At 72.0% G+C, this 15163-nt stretch carries 14 protein-coding genes; 8 read left to right on the top strand and 6 right to left on the bottom strand.

Annotated features, from left to right (window positions below; genetic code table 11):
- The first annotated feature begins 11 nt into the window (after positions 1-11).
- The 4 genes from priA to AB0J88_RS35065 are packed head-to-tail and all read left to right on the top strand — an operon-like array spanning position 12 to position 3093.
- Positions 12-734 (top strand): bifunctional 1-(5-phosphoribosyl)-5-((5-phosphoribosylamino)methylideneamino)imidazole-4-carboxamide isomerase/phosphoribosylanthranilate isomerase PriA, encoded by a 723-nt coding sequence (gene priA / locus AB0J88_RS35080; protein ID WP_364348701.1) that lies wholly within the window; start codon positions 12-14, stop codon positions 732-734.
- The gene (hisF, locus tag AB0J88_RS35075) at positions 731-1486 is read left to right on the top strand and encodes an imidazole glycerol phosphate synthase subunit HisF (RefSeq protein ID WP_364348704.1); all 756 of its coding nucleotides are present in this window, start codon (positions 731-733) and stop codon (positions 1484-1486) included. The genes priA and hisF overlap by 4 nt, the downstream gene beginning before the upstream one ends.
- A gap of 44 nt (positions 1487-1530) precedes the next feature.
- Positions 1531-2763, top strand: a complete 1233-nt coding sequence (locus AB0J88_RS35070) for an MFS transporter (protein ID WP_364348707.1) — start codon at positions 1531-1533, stop codon at positions 2761-2763.
- A gap of 48 nt (positions 2764-2811) precedes the next feature.
- Positions 2812-3093, top strand: a complete 282-nt coding sequence (locus AB0J88_RS35065) for a sigma factor-like helix-turn-helix DNA-binding protein (RefSeq protein WP_364738134.1) — start codon at positions 2812-2814, stop codon at positions 3091-3093.
- Here the strand turns inward: AB0J88_RS35065 and AB0J88_RS35060 are convergent.
- Both AB0J88_RS35060 and AB0J88_RS35055 read right to left on the bottom strand, forming a co-directional pair.
- Positions 2993-3415: a hypothetical protein gene (locus AB0J88_RS35060; RefSeq protein WP_364348710.1), complete on the bottom strand. Its 423-nt coding sequence runs from the start codon at positions 3413-3415 to the stop codon at positions 2993-2995. The two genes, AB0J88_RS35065 and AB0J88_RS35060, sit on opposite strands and share 101 nt — an antisense overlap.
- 82 nt (positions 3416-3497) lie before the next feature.
- Entirely contained in the window at positions 3498-4163 is a 666-nt protein-coding gene (locus AB0J88_RS35055; protein ID WP_364348713.1) for a hypothetical protein, read from the bottom strand.
- A 60-nt stretch (positions 4164-4223) separates the two neighbouring features.
- Here AB0J88_RS35055 and AB0J88_RS35050 point away from each other — a divergent pair, with 60 nt between their 5' ends.
- Both AB0J88_RS35050 and AB0J88_RS35045 read left to right on the top strand, forming a co-directional pair.
- The gene (locus AB0J88_RS35050) at positions 4224-5678 is read left to right on the top strand and encodes a PLP-dependent aminotransferase family protein (protein ID WP_364348716.1); all 1455 of its coding nucleotides are present in this window, start codon (positions 4224-4226) and stop codon (positions 5676-5678) included.
- A gap of 213 nt (positions 5679-5891) precedes the next feature.
- Entirely contained in the window at positions 5892-6041 is a 150-nt protein-coding gene (locus AB0J88_RS35045) for a hypothetical protein (protein ID WP_364348719.1), read from the top strand.
- Positions 6042-6923: 882 nt separating this feature from the next.
- Here the strand turns inward: AB0J88_RS35045 and AB0J88_RS35040 are convergent.
- The 3 genes from AB0J88_RS35040 to AB0J88_RS35030 form a co-directional block, all read right to left on the bottom strand.
- Positions 6924-8744: a long-chain fatty acid--CoA ligase gene (locus tag AB0J88_RS35040; RefSeq protein ID WP_364348722.1), complete on the bottom strand. Its 1821-nt coding sequence runs from the start codon at positions 8742-8744 to the stop codon at positions 6924-6926.
- 141 nt (positions 8745-8885) lie between these two features.
- Positions 8886-9833 (bottom strand): terpene synthase, encoded by a 948-nt coding sequence (locus AB0J88_RS35035; protein WP_364738131.1) that lies wholly within the window; start codon positions 9831-9833, stop codon positions 8886-8888.
- 71 nt (positions 9834-9904) lie between these two features.
- Complete coding sequence (locus tag AB0J88_RS35030) at positions 9905-10534, bottom strand: TIGR03085 family metal-binding protein (RefSeq protein ID WP_364348727.1); 630 nt, start codon at positions 10532-10534, stop codon at positions 9905-9907.
- Positions 10535-10698: 164 nt separating this feature from the next.
- Between AB0J88_RS35030 and AB0J88_RS35025 the strand changes: the two genes are divergently transcribed.
- Both AB0J88_RS35025 and AB0J88_RS35020 read left to right on the top strand, forming a co-directional pair.
- Entirely contained in the window at positions 10699-12567 is a 1869-nt protein-coding gene (locus AB0J88_RS35025) for an ABC transporter ATP-binding protein (RefSeq protein ID WP_364348730.1), read from the top strand.
- 83 nt (positions 12568-12650) lie between these two features.
- Positions 12651-14381: an ABC transporter ATP-binding protein gene (locus AB0J88_RS35020; RefSeq protein ID WP_364349403.1), complete on the top strand. Its 1731-nt coding sequence runs from the start codon at positions 12651-12653 to the stop codon at positions 14379-14381.
- Here the strand turns inward: AB0J88_RS35020 and AB0J88_RS35015 are convergent.
- Positions 14378-15124: a methyltransferase domain-containing protein gene (locus AB0J88_RS35015; protein ID WP_364348733.1), complete on the bottom strand. Its 747-nt coding sequence runs from the start codon at positions 15122-15124 to the stop codon at positions 14378-14380. The two genes, AB0J88_RS35020 and AB0J88_RS35015, sit on opposite strands and share 4 nt — an antisense overlap.
- Positions 15125-15163: the final 39 nt, after the last annotated feature.

Genomic DNA, 15163 nt, shown 5'->3' with positions numbered 1-15163 from the left:
GGAGACCAACCGTGACGCTCACCCTGCTGCCCGCCGTCGACGTCGCCGACGGCCAGGCCGTCCGCCTCGTGCAGGGCGCCGCCGGCACCGAGACCGGCTACGGCGACCCGCTGGAGGCGGCGCTGGCCTGGCAGCACGACGGGGCCGAGTGGGTGCATCTGGTCGACCTCGACGCCGCGTTCGGCCGCGGCTCCAACGCCGCGCTGCTCGCGGACGTGGTCGGTCGCCTCGACGTCAAGGTCGAGCTGTCGGGCGGCATCCGCGACGACGCCTCGCTGCGTGCCGCGCTGGCCACCGGGGCGGCCCGGGTCAACATCGGCACGGCCGCGCTGGAGGACCCGGTGTGGTGCGACCGGGTGGTCGGCGAGTACGGGGACCGCGTGGCGATAGGGCTCGACGTCCGTGGTCGCACCCTGTCGGCCCGCGGCTGGACCCGCGACGGCGGCGACCTCTTCGAGGTGCTGGAGCGGCTCGACAAGGCCGGCGCGGCCCGATACGTGGTCACCGACATCACCAAGGACGGCATGATGCGCGGGCCGAACCTCGACCTGCTGCGCGACGTGTGCGCCCGTACCCCCGCGCCCGTGATCGCCTCCGGCGGCGTCTCGAAGCTGGACGACCTGCGCGCCCTTGCCACCCTCGAAGAGGTCGGCGTCGAGGGCGTGATCGCCGGCAAGGCGCTGTACGCGGGCGCGTTCACCGTGCGCGAGGCCCTGGAGGTGCTGGCGTCGTGAGCGTCGCGGTCCGGGTGATCCCCTGCCTCGACGTCGACGCGGGGCGGGTGGTCAAGGGCGTCAACTTCGTCGACCTGCGCGACGCCGGCGACCCGGTGGAGCTCGCCGCGGCCTACGACGCGGCCGGCGCCGACGAGCTGACCTTCCTCGACGTGACCGCGTCGTCCGACGACCGGGGGACGATGCTCGACGTGGTACGGCGTACCGCCGAGTCGGTCTTCATCCCGTTGACCGTAGGCGGCGGGGTCCGCTCGGTGTCCGATGTGGACACGCTGCTGCGGGCCGGCGCCGACAAGGTCGGCGTCAACACCGCCGCCATCGCCCGCCCGGAGTTGGTGAGCGAGATCGCGGAGCGGTTCGGCAACCAGGTGCTGGTGCTCTCGCTCGACGTGCGCCGCTCGCCGTTCGGCGGGTTCCAGGTGACCACCCACGGCGGGCGCAAGGAGACCGGCCTCGACGCCGTCGAGTGGGCCAGGCGGGTCGCCGACCTCGGCGCTGGGGAGATCCTGCTCAACTCGATGGACGCCGACGGCACCAAGGCCGGCTTCGACCTGGAGCTCATCCGGGCCGTACGGGAGGCCGTCGACATCCCGGTGATCGCCAGCGGCGGAGCGGGGACGACCGCCCACTTCCCGCCGGCCGTCGAGGCGGGCGCGGACGCGGTGCTGGCGGCCAGCGTGTTCCACTTCGGAGAGCTGCGGATCGGCGACGTGAAGACCGCGCTGCGCGAGGCCGGCAACCCCGTGCGCTGAAACGGGGTCGCAAGATCAACCCCGCGCGTGGTGGGATGCCTGTCATGCGCGTGCGGGAGAACCTGGTGCCACCGGCGGGCATTCCACGTGCGTACGCCCTCGTCAGCCTGATCTTCGGGGTCGGCATCGGCACGTTCAGCACCGGCAGCGCGGTGTTCTTCACCCGCGTGGTCGGCCTGCGTCCGCACGAGATCGGCATCGGCCTGTCCGCGGCGGCGGGCGCGGTGCTGGTGTGCTCGGTGCCGCTCAGCGCGCTGGCCGACCGCTGGGGTCCGCGCCGGGCCTGGTTCCTGGGCGTCGCCGGCAGCGCGGCGGGCTTCCTGCTCTGGCCGTTCGCCCGCGGGTTCGTCAGCTTCCTCGCGATGATCGTCCTGTTCGAACTGGTCAGCGGCGTCGCGCAGGCCGGCCGCAACGTCTACCTCGTCGAGGCGGTCGACCCCGCGACCCGGGTGCGGACCCAGGCGTTCGCCCGCTCCTGGCTCAACGTCGGCTGGTCCGTCGGCGCCGGCCTCGCGGCGCTGGCGCTCGCGGTCGACACGCGCGCGGCGTACCTGGCGCTGCCGTTGACCATGGCCGTCGTCCAACTGACCAGCCTGTCGCTGATCGCCCGGCTGCCCGCCGGCCCCGCCGCCCGTTCCCGGCGGCGGCCGGCCGGCCAACGCAACGTCTTCGCCGACCGGCAGTTCCTCGCGGTGACCGTGCTCTGCGCGGTGCTGCTCGCCTACGGGACGGTCGAGCTCGAGGTCATGCCGCTGTGGCTCTTGACGCACACCGACGCGCCGAAGTGGTGGATCGGCGTGCTGACCCTGGTCAACACGCTGATGGCGACGACGCTGCAGGTGTGGATGACCCGCGGTGCGCACACGGTCGACGGCGCCGCCCGGGCGCTGCGGCTCGCCGGCCTGGCCGCCGCGCTCGGCTGCCCGGTCTTCTACCTGGCCGGCGCCACCTCGGGCGCGTCGACCATGGTGGTCTTCGTGGTCGGCGCGGTGCTGTTCACACTCTCGGAGATGTGGCAGTCGGCAGGCTCGTGGACGCTCTCCGCCGACCTGCCGCCACCGGAACGCCGCGGCGAGTACTTCGGTGCCTTCCGGATGGGCAACTCGGCCGTCAACATGGTCGCGCCCGCGTCGCTGATCGCTCTGGCCGTGACCACCGGGGGCTGGGGCTGGCTGGTCGTCGGCGGCCTGTTCCTGGCCGCGGGCCTGTCCGCCGTGCCGCTGGTCCGGTGGGCGGCGCGCGACCGGATGCCGGCGCCGGCTCCGGCGCTCGTCTGACGCCGCACAGAACCGGACCGGCCGATCCTGCGTCACCCGTCCGAGCAGGTGGTCGGGCGGGACACGGTGCAGCGGGCGCTCGCGGTGCGCACGCGACGGGAGCGGGCGGTGGTCGTCCTGCGCTTCTACGAGGACCTCAGCGAAACGGAGATCGCGCGCACCCTCGACATCGCCCCTGGCACGGTCAAGAGCGCCTGTGGCGACCCGGCCGACTGCCGGTGGCCCGACGTTAGTCGGTCGGTTCGATCCGCCCCGCGTACTCGAGGATCGCGGCGGCGTGGTCCGCGTCGTCGAGGGTCCAGTCGCTGTCGTCAGGGATCGGACGCCTGAGCAGTTGGGTGTAGACCGTGTCGACCGCGCCTACACCGGACCGGCGGTTGCGCCAGAGCGTGCCGCCGGCCGACGTGACGCGGAACCAGCCGTCGACCACCGTGATCAGGCCGGCGCCGGTCAGGCGCCGGACCGCTTCCTCGACCTCACGCCGGCCGGGTAGCAGTTGCCGCAGGTGGTCGGCCATCGAGAGCACGTCGGCGAGCCGCACGCCCTCGGGTCGTCGAGTGGTTGCCGAGCGCATGTGCCGCCCGGCCCCGTTGGCCATCACCACCGCGACGAAGATCCAAGCGTCGGATCGCCGCCAGCCGTCTTGCCCCATGGAGCAATGATGCCAACGTCAACGACCCATGAACATTGGTGTGATCTTTCGTTTACCTGAAACCTTCACCAGGTTCGATGCATCATGCAGTCGGTTCGGCGATCGGCTGACCGCCGATCCGCGGTGGTTTCGGGCGCACCGTGAACAGCGGGATGAAGACGTGGTTCAACGGTCCGATCAGGAGGGCGTACGCCACCGTTCCGATGCCGACAGTGCCGCCGAGCAGCACACCCGCGCCGAGCACGGCCACCTCGATGACCGTACGCGTGAGCCGGATCGACCGGCCCGGCTTGCGTCCGACCCACCCGGTCATCAGCCCGTCCCGCGGCCCCGGCCCGAGCCGCGCACCGATGTAGAGGCCGCCCGCGACCCCGTTGAGCACGATGCCCAGGACGAGGAAGGTGATCCGCACCGCCAGCGCGTCCGGGGTGGGCAGCAGGGCCAGCGTCGCGTCGACCGCGAGGCCGATGATGACGATGTTGCTGACGGTGCCGATGCCCGGTTTCTGCCGCAGCGGGATCCAGAGCAGCAGGACCGCCGCGCCGACGATGATCACGATGGTGCCGAACGAGAGCCCGGTCTTCTCGGCGAGGCCCTGGTGGAAGACGTCCCAGGGGTCCAGTCCCAGGGTGGCCTCGATCTGGAGGGCCATGCTCGCCCCGTACAGCACGAGACCCAGAAAAAGCTGGGTCAGCCGGCGGGGAAGCCGGTCTCGCAGGGCCATGGGGTGGTTGCTCTCGGACGCCATGCATGCAACTCTGAAGGCCAATTGGTTCGGTGCTGAAGAGCCAATTCGCGAGGAGTGGATATGACAAGCCTGGTCCGGGGTAGCCAACTCGCCCGCCTGCTCGGCCACTGGCACGCCCTGCCGGGCCGCCGGCGAAACCCCGACTACGCCGCCCTGGCCGGCGCGGTGCGGGGCCTGCTCGCCGACGGACGGCTGCCGCTGGGCATTCGCCTGCCGGCCGAGCGCGAGCTGGCCGAGGCGCTCAAGGTCAGCCGGACGACGGTGACGGCCGCGTACCGGGAGCTGCGCGACAGCGGCCACCTGACCAGCCGCCGCGGCGCGGGCAGCTGGACCACCCTGCCCGGCGGCCACCGGGTCGCCAGCACCGGCCTGTGGACCCCGCTCAACGACCTCGGCATGATCGACCTGGGCTGTGCCGCGCTGGCCGCGCCGCCTGAGCTGATCCCCGCCGCCCGCGCGGCCGCCGACGAGCTGCCGCGCTATCTGGGCGACGCCGGCTACCACCCGACCGGTCTCGTGGAGCTGCGCGAGGCGGTGGCCCGTGGTTTCACCGACCGCGGCCTGCCGACGAGCCCGGACCAGATCATGGTGACCAGCGGCACGCAGCAGGCGCTCGACCTGGTGCTGCGGCTGACGGTCCAGGCTGGCAACGGCGTACTCATGGAGTCGCCGACCTATCCCAACGCGTTGGCGGCGCTGTCCGCGCGCCGCGCCCGGATCACGACGCACGGCCTGGACCCGTCGGCCGGCTGGGACGGCGAGCTCCTGCTCGGAGCGCTGCGGCAGAGCACCCCGCGGCTGGCGTACGTGATCCCGGAGTTCCACAACCCGACCGGCCACCTGATGCCGGCGGACCTGCGCGAGCGGATGGTCGCCGCGGCCCACTCGACCGGCACGGACCTGGTCGTCGACGAGTCGTTCGTGGACCTGCCACTGGACGGCGTGGAGATGCCACCGCCGGTAGCCATGTTCGACCGCCACTCCCGCGTGATCACCATCGGCGGCATGAGCAAGCCCTACTGGGGCGGCCTACGCATCGGCTGGGTCCGCGCCTCGGCCCCAACAGTCCAACGCCTGGCGGCGTTGCGGGTCGGCGTCGACATGTCGAGCCCGGTGCTGGACCAACTCGTGGCGGCGCAGTTGCTGGACCGCGCCGACACGATCGTCCCGGCCCGGCGGGTGCAGCTCGCGACCCAACGCGACGCACTGCTGGAGGCGCTGGCCGAGCACCTGCCGGAGTGGCGGGTCCATCCGCCGCACGGCGGGGTGACCCTGTGGGCGGAGCTGGACGGCCCGATCTCGAGCGCGCTGGCGCGGGCGTCGGAGGAGGTGGGGGTGCGGTTGGCTCCGGGTCCACGGTTCGGCCTGGACGGGACGCTGGAGCGTTTCCTGCGGCTGCCGTACACCCTGCCGGCGGGCGACCTGATCGACGCGGTCAAGCGGATCGCCACGGTCCGCTACGACCTGGACCACGCCCCCCAACCCGGCTGGCGCAAGCCGGTGGTCATCGCTTAGTCAAGAGCGATCCGATCGAGCTCCGGTGCCGGGTCCGCTGGGCCACCGCCCGCGAATCCGCTGGGCCAGGTAGGCGGGTGGGGCAACGCCCTCGGCCTCGCCCTCGACATGGCCGCTGACGGCTACGGCTGAAGGTCTCGCGAGGGGTACGCCCTCGGCTTCGGGGTGACCGTCGGGTGGGGCTTCGGGCTGGGCGTCGGCTTAGGCTTCGGGTTGAGCTTCGGGCTGGGCCCGGCGTTGGGTTCGGGCTGGGGCTTCGGGCCGTTGGGTTCGGGCTGGGGCTTCGGGCCGTTGGGTTCGGGCTGGGGCTTCGGGCCGTTGGGTTCGGGCTGGGGCTTCGGGCTGGGCCCAGCCCCGGCGTAGCCAGCCGGCAAGGCGTTCCCGGCCGACGGAGGCGAAACCGCGACGGCGCTTTCGACCCCCCCCGTAGCTCCCGCCGGCGACGGATCCGCGGCCAGCTCCGCACTGGCCCGCCCAGAACCAAGCGGTTGCTGCCGCAGTAGGTCTTGAGCTCGATGACGTGCCGTGCGGGATCGGTTGCCGGGCGAGGCGTGCGGGGTGTGGCTGGCAAGTCGATGATCGTGTGCACTGCATCTGGGCTTGGATTCGACCAAATCATGATCGTGTGTGGCAGATCTGGGCGACACGCCGCGCCGTCACCAGGCCTGTTGCACACGATCATGGGTGCAGCGGCTCCTGACCCCGATCCGATGCACACGATCATGGCGCCAGTGGCGGCGATTCCTTGCGGGCCGGCAATGTCCGACCCACGGCTCAACGGCGCTGCCCGACCCGTAACGGTCGTCGATCCCCTGCGGGCATTGCGGCACCGCTGTGTGACCTGCGGTGACCGAGGCTGGCGGGGCCTTACCGAGGCGCAACCCGACCGACTGCTCGGCTCGCCCGGGTTGTGCGGCATCGGCCGGGGCTGGTCGCGGTCAAGGGGTTCGCCGCTTTACCGTGCGGGGGTGGTTGCCGTTGACGGCTGGGCTGGGTTGCGGTGGTTCGGCGGTTCGCGGCTTGCTAGCGGCCGGCGTCCCACGCCGTCGCCGGCGTGCGGGCCATAAGTGCCCGAGTTGGGTGGTTGCCGTGGGCGGCTGGGGTTGTCGGGTGTGCGGCATCGGCTGGGCTGGTCGCGGTGGTTGCTGCCGCGAAGCGGGATGTGCGGCACCGAGAGAGGGCGGTCGTCGCGGGCAGTTCGGCCCGCCGGGCGTGGTGCCAAACCCGACGGGCCGTCTGCTGGTCTCAGATCTCGGCGACGGTGCCTTCGTACATCTTGTTGATCTCGTCTGCGAAGTTCGCTTCCACGCCGCGGCGCTTGACCTTCAGGGACGGGGTGATCTCGCCGTCTTCGATCGTCAGGTCGCGGGGGAGGATCGTGAACTTCTTGATCGTCTCCCAGCGGTTGAGCTTCGCGTTCAGCTCCGCGACGTGGCCTTCGACCATCGCGTGGGCCTGCGATGACGTGACGATCTCCGCGTACGGCTTGCCCGCGAGCTCTCCGCCTGCCGCCCACCCCGCGATCGCGTCCGGATCCAGGGTGATCAGCATCGTGCAGAAGTTGCGGGCCTGGCCGATCACGATCGCCTGCGAGGTGTACGGGCAGATCGCCTTGAAGAGGCCCTCGATGTGGGACGGGGCGATGTACTTACCGCCCGAGGTCTTCACCAGGTCCTTCTTGCGGTCGGTGATCTTCAGGAAGCGGTCTTCGCTGATCTCGCCGATGTCGCCCGTGCGGAAGAAACCGTCCTCGGTGAACGCGGCCGCGGTCTCCTCGGGGAGGTTGTGGTAGCCGCGCATCACCGGCGTGCCGCGGAGCAGCACCTCGCCGTCCGAGTCGATTTTGCACTCCAGGTCGCCGAGCGGCTGGCCCACCGTGCCGATGCGGAGGCCGCCCGGCCGGTTGACGAAGTTGCCCGCGCTCGTCTCCGTCAGGCCGTAGCCCTCCGAGATGGGCAGGCCCGCCGCCGCGAAGAACTCCGAGATGTCGACGCTCAGCGGGGCCGCGCCGGAGACCAGCGTGCGGATGTTGCCGCCCAGTCGGGCCTGGAGCTTGCTGAAGACCAGCTTGGTGGCGATCGCGTACTGCGCCTTGAGGGCCGCCGGCACCGGCTGGTCCGCCTGCTCCAGCTTGACCTTGCGCTTGCCCGTGGCGACCGCCCACCCGAAGATCTTGGCCTTTGCGCCGCCCTCGGACGTGGCGTTGGTGATCGCGCGGTTGTAGACCTTCTCGAAGATCCGGGGCGCGCCGCACATCAGGGTCGGCTTGACCACGGCGAGGTTGTCGACCAGCTGGTCGATCCGGCCGTCGACGTAGGTCGGCAGGCCGACGTGGATGATGCCGCACAGCAGCGTCTTGCCGAACGAGTGCGACAGCGGCAGCCACAGGTATTGCAGGTCGTCGGCCCGCAGGATGCCCAGGTCGGCCTGCGCGACCGCCTCCCAGCACCAGCCGGCGTGCAGCAGCTCGACGCCCTTGGGACGGCCGGTGGTGCCCGACGTGTAGATCAGGGTGGCCAGGTGGTCGGGGGCGATCTCGGCGACCAGCCGGTCGATCAGCTCCGGGTCGCCGGCCAGCACGGCGGCGCCCTGCTTCTCCAGGTCGGCCAGGGTGAGCTGGGGCGGGTTGGCGGCCGGGTCGGCCTCGCCGTCGATCAGCACGACGTGGGTGACCTGCGGCAGCTCGGCGCCGGACAGCTTGCCGGCCTGCATCGCGTTCTCCGCGATGACGACCTTGGAGCCGGAGTCCGAGATGATGAACGTCGCGTCTTCCGGCTCGGTGGTCGGGTAGACCGTGGTGGTCGCGCCGCCCGCGCACATGATGCCGAGGTCGGCGATGACCCATTCGATGCGGGTGTTGGCCAGGATGGCCACGCGCTCCTCGGCGCCCACGCCGAGGCCGTGCAGGCCGGCCGCCAGAGCCCGGGCGCGCTCGCCCACCTGCTGCCACGTGATCCACTGCGGACCCGAGGTGCCGGGGAAGCCGAACGCCCGCGCGTCGGGCGAAGCGGCGACACGCTTGAGGAACATGTCGGGGATCGACCGGTAAGGGACATCGAGCGACATATCCGGAAACCACCTTTAGTCGGCCATGTGATTGCGGTCACTCTCACGATTGCTACCGAAGAGTATGGCTAACCGGTACGTCGATGCCAGTCCCTTGGCGTACGTGTCGATCATGGCCTGACCAGGGTCTTTATCCTGGACTCAGGGCTGGTAGCGCTGCGCGCCCAGCGACCAGTCGTACGTGCCCCGCAACCAGCGGCGGCGGGACAGCAGCATCCGGGTCAACCGGCCGTCGGCGTCGGCCAGCACCTCGGCCTCCAACGCGCCGTACGCGGCCAGTCCCGCGTTGTACCGCGCCGCCGCCTCGGTCAGGGCCGCCCGCTCCGGCCAGGTCAGCTCGTACGCGATGACGGTGGCCAGGTTGTGCCCGTCGCGCAGGCGTTCCTTCCCGTACGAGAAGACGTCGTTGCACCAACAGACCAGGTCGGCGGCCAGCAGGTCGAGCCGGACCACCCGCGGGTCGACCCGGTCGACGGTGGCCGCCAGACCGTCCGTGGCCAGGTCGGTGAGCGCGAAGCTGGGCAGCACGGCACCGGTGTGCCGGCGCATCTGCACGTACTCGGCGAACCGTGGCACCCGGTGCAGCTGCCGGTTGGTGGCCTCCCACAGGAGGGCGAACAGGTACTCGCGGAAGGCCGCGGCGAACTTGAGCAGCCCGCCCGGCCGGTCCAGCGCTCGGACCCGGCGGCACAGGTCGTGCAGCGCGGCCGCGGTCGGCCCGGCCGGCTGGTAGCCCGCGTGCGCCGTCGTGCCGAACCGGTCGACCACCTCGAGCAGCGGCGCCAGGGCGGGCGCGAGCCGGGCCGGGTTGGCGCCGAGCTCGTCCTCGTCGCACCGGTCGTCGAACGCGAACAGCCAGGTGATCAGGTCGGACAGCAGCCGGACCGCCGACAGGGGCACCTCGGGGCAGGCCCGCGCGGCCAGCTCCGCGGCGTTGGCCCGGGCCAGCCGCTCCCGGCCCGCCGGCGAGGGCACCAGCCCGAACGCGTCCGCCCAGTCGGCCGAGTGCGCGGCGACCTCGGCGACCGCTTCGTGGACTATCCCGTCGTACGGCGGCGGGTTCAGAGCCGTCACGGCGAACGTCCGCATCCCACCCCCAGCCCGTACCCGATGATGTCTGGCGACCCGCAAGAGAGGGAACGGGTGGTTCGGTCGATGCCTCAGATCTTCAGCGGGGAAGTCCGCAGCCGATCGGCCAGGGCGGGCGGCCCGTCGATCTGAACGCGGGTGGCCCGTTGCCGGCCGGACAGGAAGTAGGCCAGCTCGCCGGGCGCGCCGATCAGCCGGAGCGGCTCGCCGCCGGCGCCGGTGGAGATCTCGCCGAACCCGGGCGCCTGCACGAGCAGCGCCGCGGGGAACTTGCGCAGCCGCAGCCGGGCGATCAGCGACGCGCTCTTCCAGAGGGCGGCCTGGTCCTCCTTGGGCAGGTCGCGTGGCTGCCAGCCGGCCTGGGCGCGGCGGACGTCCTCGTGGTGCACGAAGAACTCCAGGCCGTTGGTCATCCCCTCGACCAGCGGGTTGCTGACCGGGCTCCAGAGTGGCGGGTTTCGGACCAATTCCACCAGGTCGGTGTACGGGCGCGCGGCGAACGAGCGCAGCAGGTTGCGGGCGTGCGAGCGTAGCGGCGGGATGAACATGCCGAGGCTGGAGTCGGGCCGGCGCTCCCGAATGACCAGGTGAGCGGCCAGGTCGCGGGCGACCCAACCGGTGCACATGGTCGGCGCTTCGGGGCCGACCGTGCTGAAAAGGTCGGCAAGTTTCCGACGTTCGGACCGTACGAACCGCGACATGGCGAGAATCGTAGCCAGGGTGTGCCAGGACACACCTCGCTGTGACGGCGGACACATGGAATACCCGCTCGCCCGGAGGGCTTGGGTCCGGTAAGGATTACGGTGGAATTTCGCGGCTTACCCCCAGCGGGCAGCCGGGCGGTCAGACAGAGGGGCAAAACATAGTGGCGAGCGTGACCAGTCGGGACGTGCTCGCCCGGGGCTTCCGCGTGTTGGGCCGGGCCATCCGCGACGAACCGCGCATCTTCGCGTTCGCGGTCGGCGGCAGTGTGCTCTTCGGCGGCCTGGTCGTGGGCAGCGCGTACGTGATCGGGCACATCGTCGGGAAGATCATCGTGCCGGCCATCGAGGACGGTGCGGTCAACAACGCGCTGCTCTGGCTGGGCGCGATGGCGGTGCTGGCGATCAGCGTGCTCCGGGTGGTCGGCATCTTCGGGCGCCGGCTCGGTGCCGGTTACATGCAGTTCCGCCTCCAGGCGCGCTACCGGCGGCTGGTCACCGGACGCTACCTCGACCTCCCGCTCTCGTGGCACCACCGGCACGCGACCGGCACGTTGCTGTCCAACGCGAACTCCGACGTCGAGGCCGCCTGGTTCCCGATCGCGCCCCTGCCGTTCGCCGTCGGCACGCTGGTGATGCTGGTCGGCGCCGTCGGGTCGCTGTTCCTGACCGACTGGGTGCTGGCCCTGGTCGGCCTGGCCACCTTCGCCGGCCTCTTCCTGATCAACGTCTTCTACTCGCGCCGGATGGCGCCGCGCCAGGCCCGCGCCCAGCTCATGCGCGGCGAGGTCAGCGCGATCGCGCACGAGAGCTTCGACGGCGCGTTGGTGGTCAAGACGATGGGCCGCGAGGGTCAGGAGACCGACCGCTTCGCCGGCCAGGCCCGTGAGCTGCGCGACGCGCTGATCTCGGTCGGCCGGCTGCGCGGCCTGTTCGACCCGCTGATGGAGACGCTGCCCAGCCTCGGCACGCTGGCCGTGCTGATCGTCGGCACGTTCCGGCTGCGCGCCGGCGACATCTCGGTGACCGACCTGGTCAGCATCGCGTTCCTGTTCACCGTGCTGGCCTTCCCGGTGCGCGCGATCGGCTGGGTGCTGGCCGAGCTACCGCGGAGCGTGGCTGGGTGGGACCGGCTCCAGCACGTGCTGACGGCCACGGGCGAGATGCGCTACGGCACGATAAGTCCCGAAAAATCGGACAGCCCCGCGCGGCTCGCGTTCGACGGCGTGGACTACGCCTACCCAGTCGGTGCCGAGACCGACGACATGGCCGCCGCGGCGGCGGGCGACGAACACGGCCCGACCGTCCTGCACGACATCAGCCTGGTCGTCCCCGAGGGCCGCACGGTCGCCCTGGTCGGCCCGACCGGCTCCGGCAAGTCGACCATCGCCTCGCTCGCGGTGCGGCTGGTCGACCCGGCCACCGGCACGATCACCATCGACGGCCACGCGCTGCCGGACCTCACCGCCGCCGCCCTCGCCGACAACGCCGCCCTCGTCGCACAGATCCCGTTCATCTTCGACGACTCGGTGCGCGCCAACGTCGCGCTCGACCGACCAGGCATCGACGACGACGCGATCTGGGCGGCCCTGCGCCTCGCCCAGGCCGACGAGTTCATCGCGCGCCTGCCCGAGGGCCTCGACACCATGGTCGGCGAGCGGGGCACCTCGCTGTCCGGCGGCCAGCGTCAGCGCCTCACGCTCGCCCGCGCCCTGGCCGGCCGACCCCGGCTGCTGGTGCTCGACGACGCCACCAGCGCGGTCGACCCGAGGGTCGAGGCCGCGATCCTGGCCGCCCTGCGCGGCGGCGAGCAGCCCACCTCGATCATGGTGGTCGCCTACCGGCGGGCCACGATCGCGCTGGCCGACGAGGTGGTCTACATCGAGCACGGGCGGGTGGTCGCCGCCGGCACCCACTCGGAGCTGCTCGCCAGCACGCCGGGGTACGCCGACCTGGTCACCGCCTACGAGCGGGCCGAGGCCGAACGGGAGCGCGAGCACGCGTACGAGGACGAAGGGGCGGTGACCGCGTGACCACGACCGTCGCCGCGCCCGCGAAAGCGAAGACCGCCACCGACGCCGTCGCTGAGGAGCGCACCGAGTCCACCTGGACCACCATCCGGCGCGGCCTGTCGCTGTCGCCGGAGCTGCGTACCGGCCTGGCCGGCACCCTGTTCTTCGCGGTCATCTCGATGATCGGCCGGGCCGCCGTGCCGGTCGCCATCCAGCAGGCGATCGACAAGGGCATCGCCGGTCCGGGTGGGCTCGACGTCGGTTTCGTCGGCAGCGTCGTGGCGATCACGGCCGGCGTGCTGGCGGTGACGACGCTGTGCGGCTACCTGATGATGCGGCGGCTGTTCACGGTCAGCGAGACGGCGCTGGCCAACGTGCGGGTGCGCACCTTCCGCCACATCCACGACCTGTCGATGCTGCACCAGCAGTCCGAGCGGCGCGGCTCGCTCGTCTCGCGGGTGACCAGCGACATCGACCAGATCACCCAGTTCCTCCAGTGGGGCGGCGTGATCCTGATCATCAGCGCCGGCCAGCTCCTGGTCACCGCCGGCGTGATGGCCTTCTACTCGTGGCAGCTCACGCTCGTCGTGCTGGTCGCGTTCGCGCCCGCGGTGTTCGTGATCCGGGCGTTCCAGAAGCGGCTGGCCGGCGCGTACGGGCTGGTCCGCCAGCGGATGGGCGCCCTGCTCGCGGCGGTGTCGGAGAGCGTCGTCGGCGCGCCGGTGATCCGGGCGTACGGCGTCTCCGACCGCACCCGGACCCGACTCAACACCGCGATCGAGGGGCACAAGACGTCCCAGATGCGCGCCCTGCGGACGAGCGTGATCGGCTTCTCCAGCGGCGAGATCGCGGCCGGCCTGGCCACCGCCGCGGTCGTCGTGGTCGGCGTCCAGCTCGGCATCGGCGGCACGCTGACGATCGGCCAGCTGACCGCGTACCTCTTCCTGGTCACGCTCTTCATCCAGCCCGTGCAGATCGCGACCGAGGTGCTCAACGAGGCGCAGAACGCGGTTGCCGGCTGGCGGCGCGTGCTCGACGTGCTCGACGTGCGGCCCGACGTGGCCGACCCCGGCGAGCAGGGTGTCGACCTTCCGCCCGGTCCGATCGACGTGCGTTTCCAGGACGTGTCCTTCACGTACGGCGGCCCGATCGTGCTCGACGACGTCGACCTGGACATCCCCGCGAAGACGCGGGTGGCCGTGGTCGGCGAGACGGGCAGCGGCAAGACCACGTTCGCCAAGCTGCTGACGCGGCTGATGGACCCGACCACCGGCACGGTGCGGCTCTCCGGAGTGCCGCTCGACCAGCTCCGCTTCGACTCGCTGCGCTCCCGCGTGGTGATGGTGCCGCAGGACGGCTTCCTGTTCGACGCGACCGTGGCCGAGAACGTGCGGTTCGCCCGCCCGGACCTGACCGACGCCGACCTGGCGCTGGCGTTCACCGAGCTCGGCCTGACCGACTGGGTCGAGAGCCTGCCGAACGGCCTGGCGACCCGGGTCGGCGAGCGCGGCGAGGCGCTCAGCGTCGGCGAGCGGCAGCTGGTCGCGCTTGCTCGCGCCTATGTCGCCGACCCTGACCTGCTCGTGCTCGACGAGGCCACCAGCGCGGTAGACCCCGCCACCGAGGTGCGGCTGCAGCGCACCCTCGACGCGGTGACCCGCGGCCGCACCACGGTCGCGATCGCACACCGGCTGTCGACCGCGCAGGCCGCCGACGAGGTGATCGTGGTCGACAAGGGCCGCATCGTGCAGCGCGGCCCGCACGACCAGCTGGTCCAGGACCCGGGCTCGGTCTACGCCAAGCTCTACGCCAGCTGGCTCGAGCAGACGCGCTAGGCCTTCTCGAACACCGAGAGCTGGAAGGTCAGCAGGCGGTCCCGGGGCTCGTCCGGGTCGGGCAGGTCGCGCAGGCCCTGCACGATCGGCATCACGGTCGAGACCCAGACCGCGCCGTCGACGTTCCACAGGTACGACCACGCGCGGGTCTCGATCGTCTCGGCGATCTGGTTGGGCGACGTGGCGGCCGCGCCGACGGTCACCTCGCGGCTCTCGCGCGTGCGCAGCCCGGCCGAGGTCGCGGCGGCCCGTACGGCCTCGGGGTGGTCCACCCGGTCGCGGCCGGGCAGCCCCGCCAGCAGCGGCGCGAAGGCGTCGTGGCGGTCCCGGTCGCTGCCCGCCGACAGGGCCAGCACCCGCCCGCCGGGCCGGACGACCCGCGCGGCCTCCGTGAACGCCGCCTCGACGTCGACGATCACGTGCAGCGCGCCGGCGAAGAAGGCGTTGTCGACGGACGCGTCACGCACCGGCAGCCCCCGCGCGTCGCCCACCGCCACCCGCGCGCCGAGCCGGGTGTGCGCGTGCGTGAGCATGGCGGGGGAGAGGTCGACACCGACCGCGGGCACGCCGTGCACCTGGGCCAGCGCGGCGGCGACCAGCCCGGTGCCGACGCCGATCTCCAGCACGCGACCCGGCAGCAGGTGCGGTGCGAGCGCGGCGGCGAACTGCCGACCGCGCTGCTCGCCGCCCCGGGTCTGGTCGTAGGAGTCGGCGACACGGTCGAACGGCAGGGACTCGGCCATGCGCGCCAGGCTAGCCCGGGGGCGTTTCGCGCCGGCGGG

Source organism: Asanoa sp. NPDC049475 (assembly GCF_040676915.1).
In the GTDB taxonomy this organism is placed as follows: Bacteria; Actinomycetota; Actinomycetes; order Mycobacteriales; family Micromonosporaceae; genus Asanoa.
This window is presented reverse-complemented; position numbering and strand designations above follow the sequence as displayed.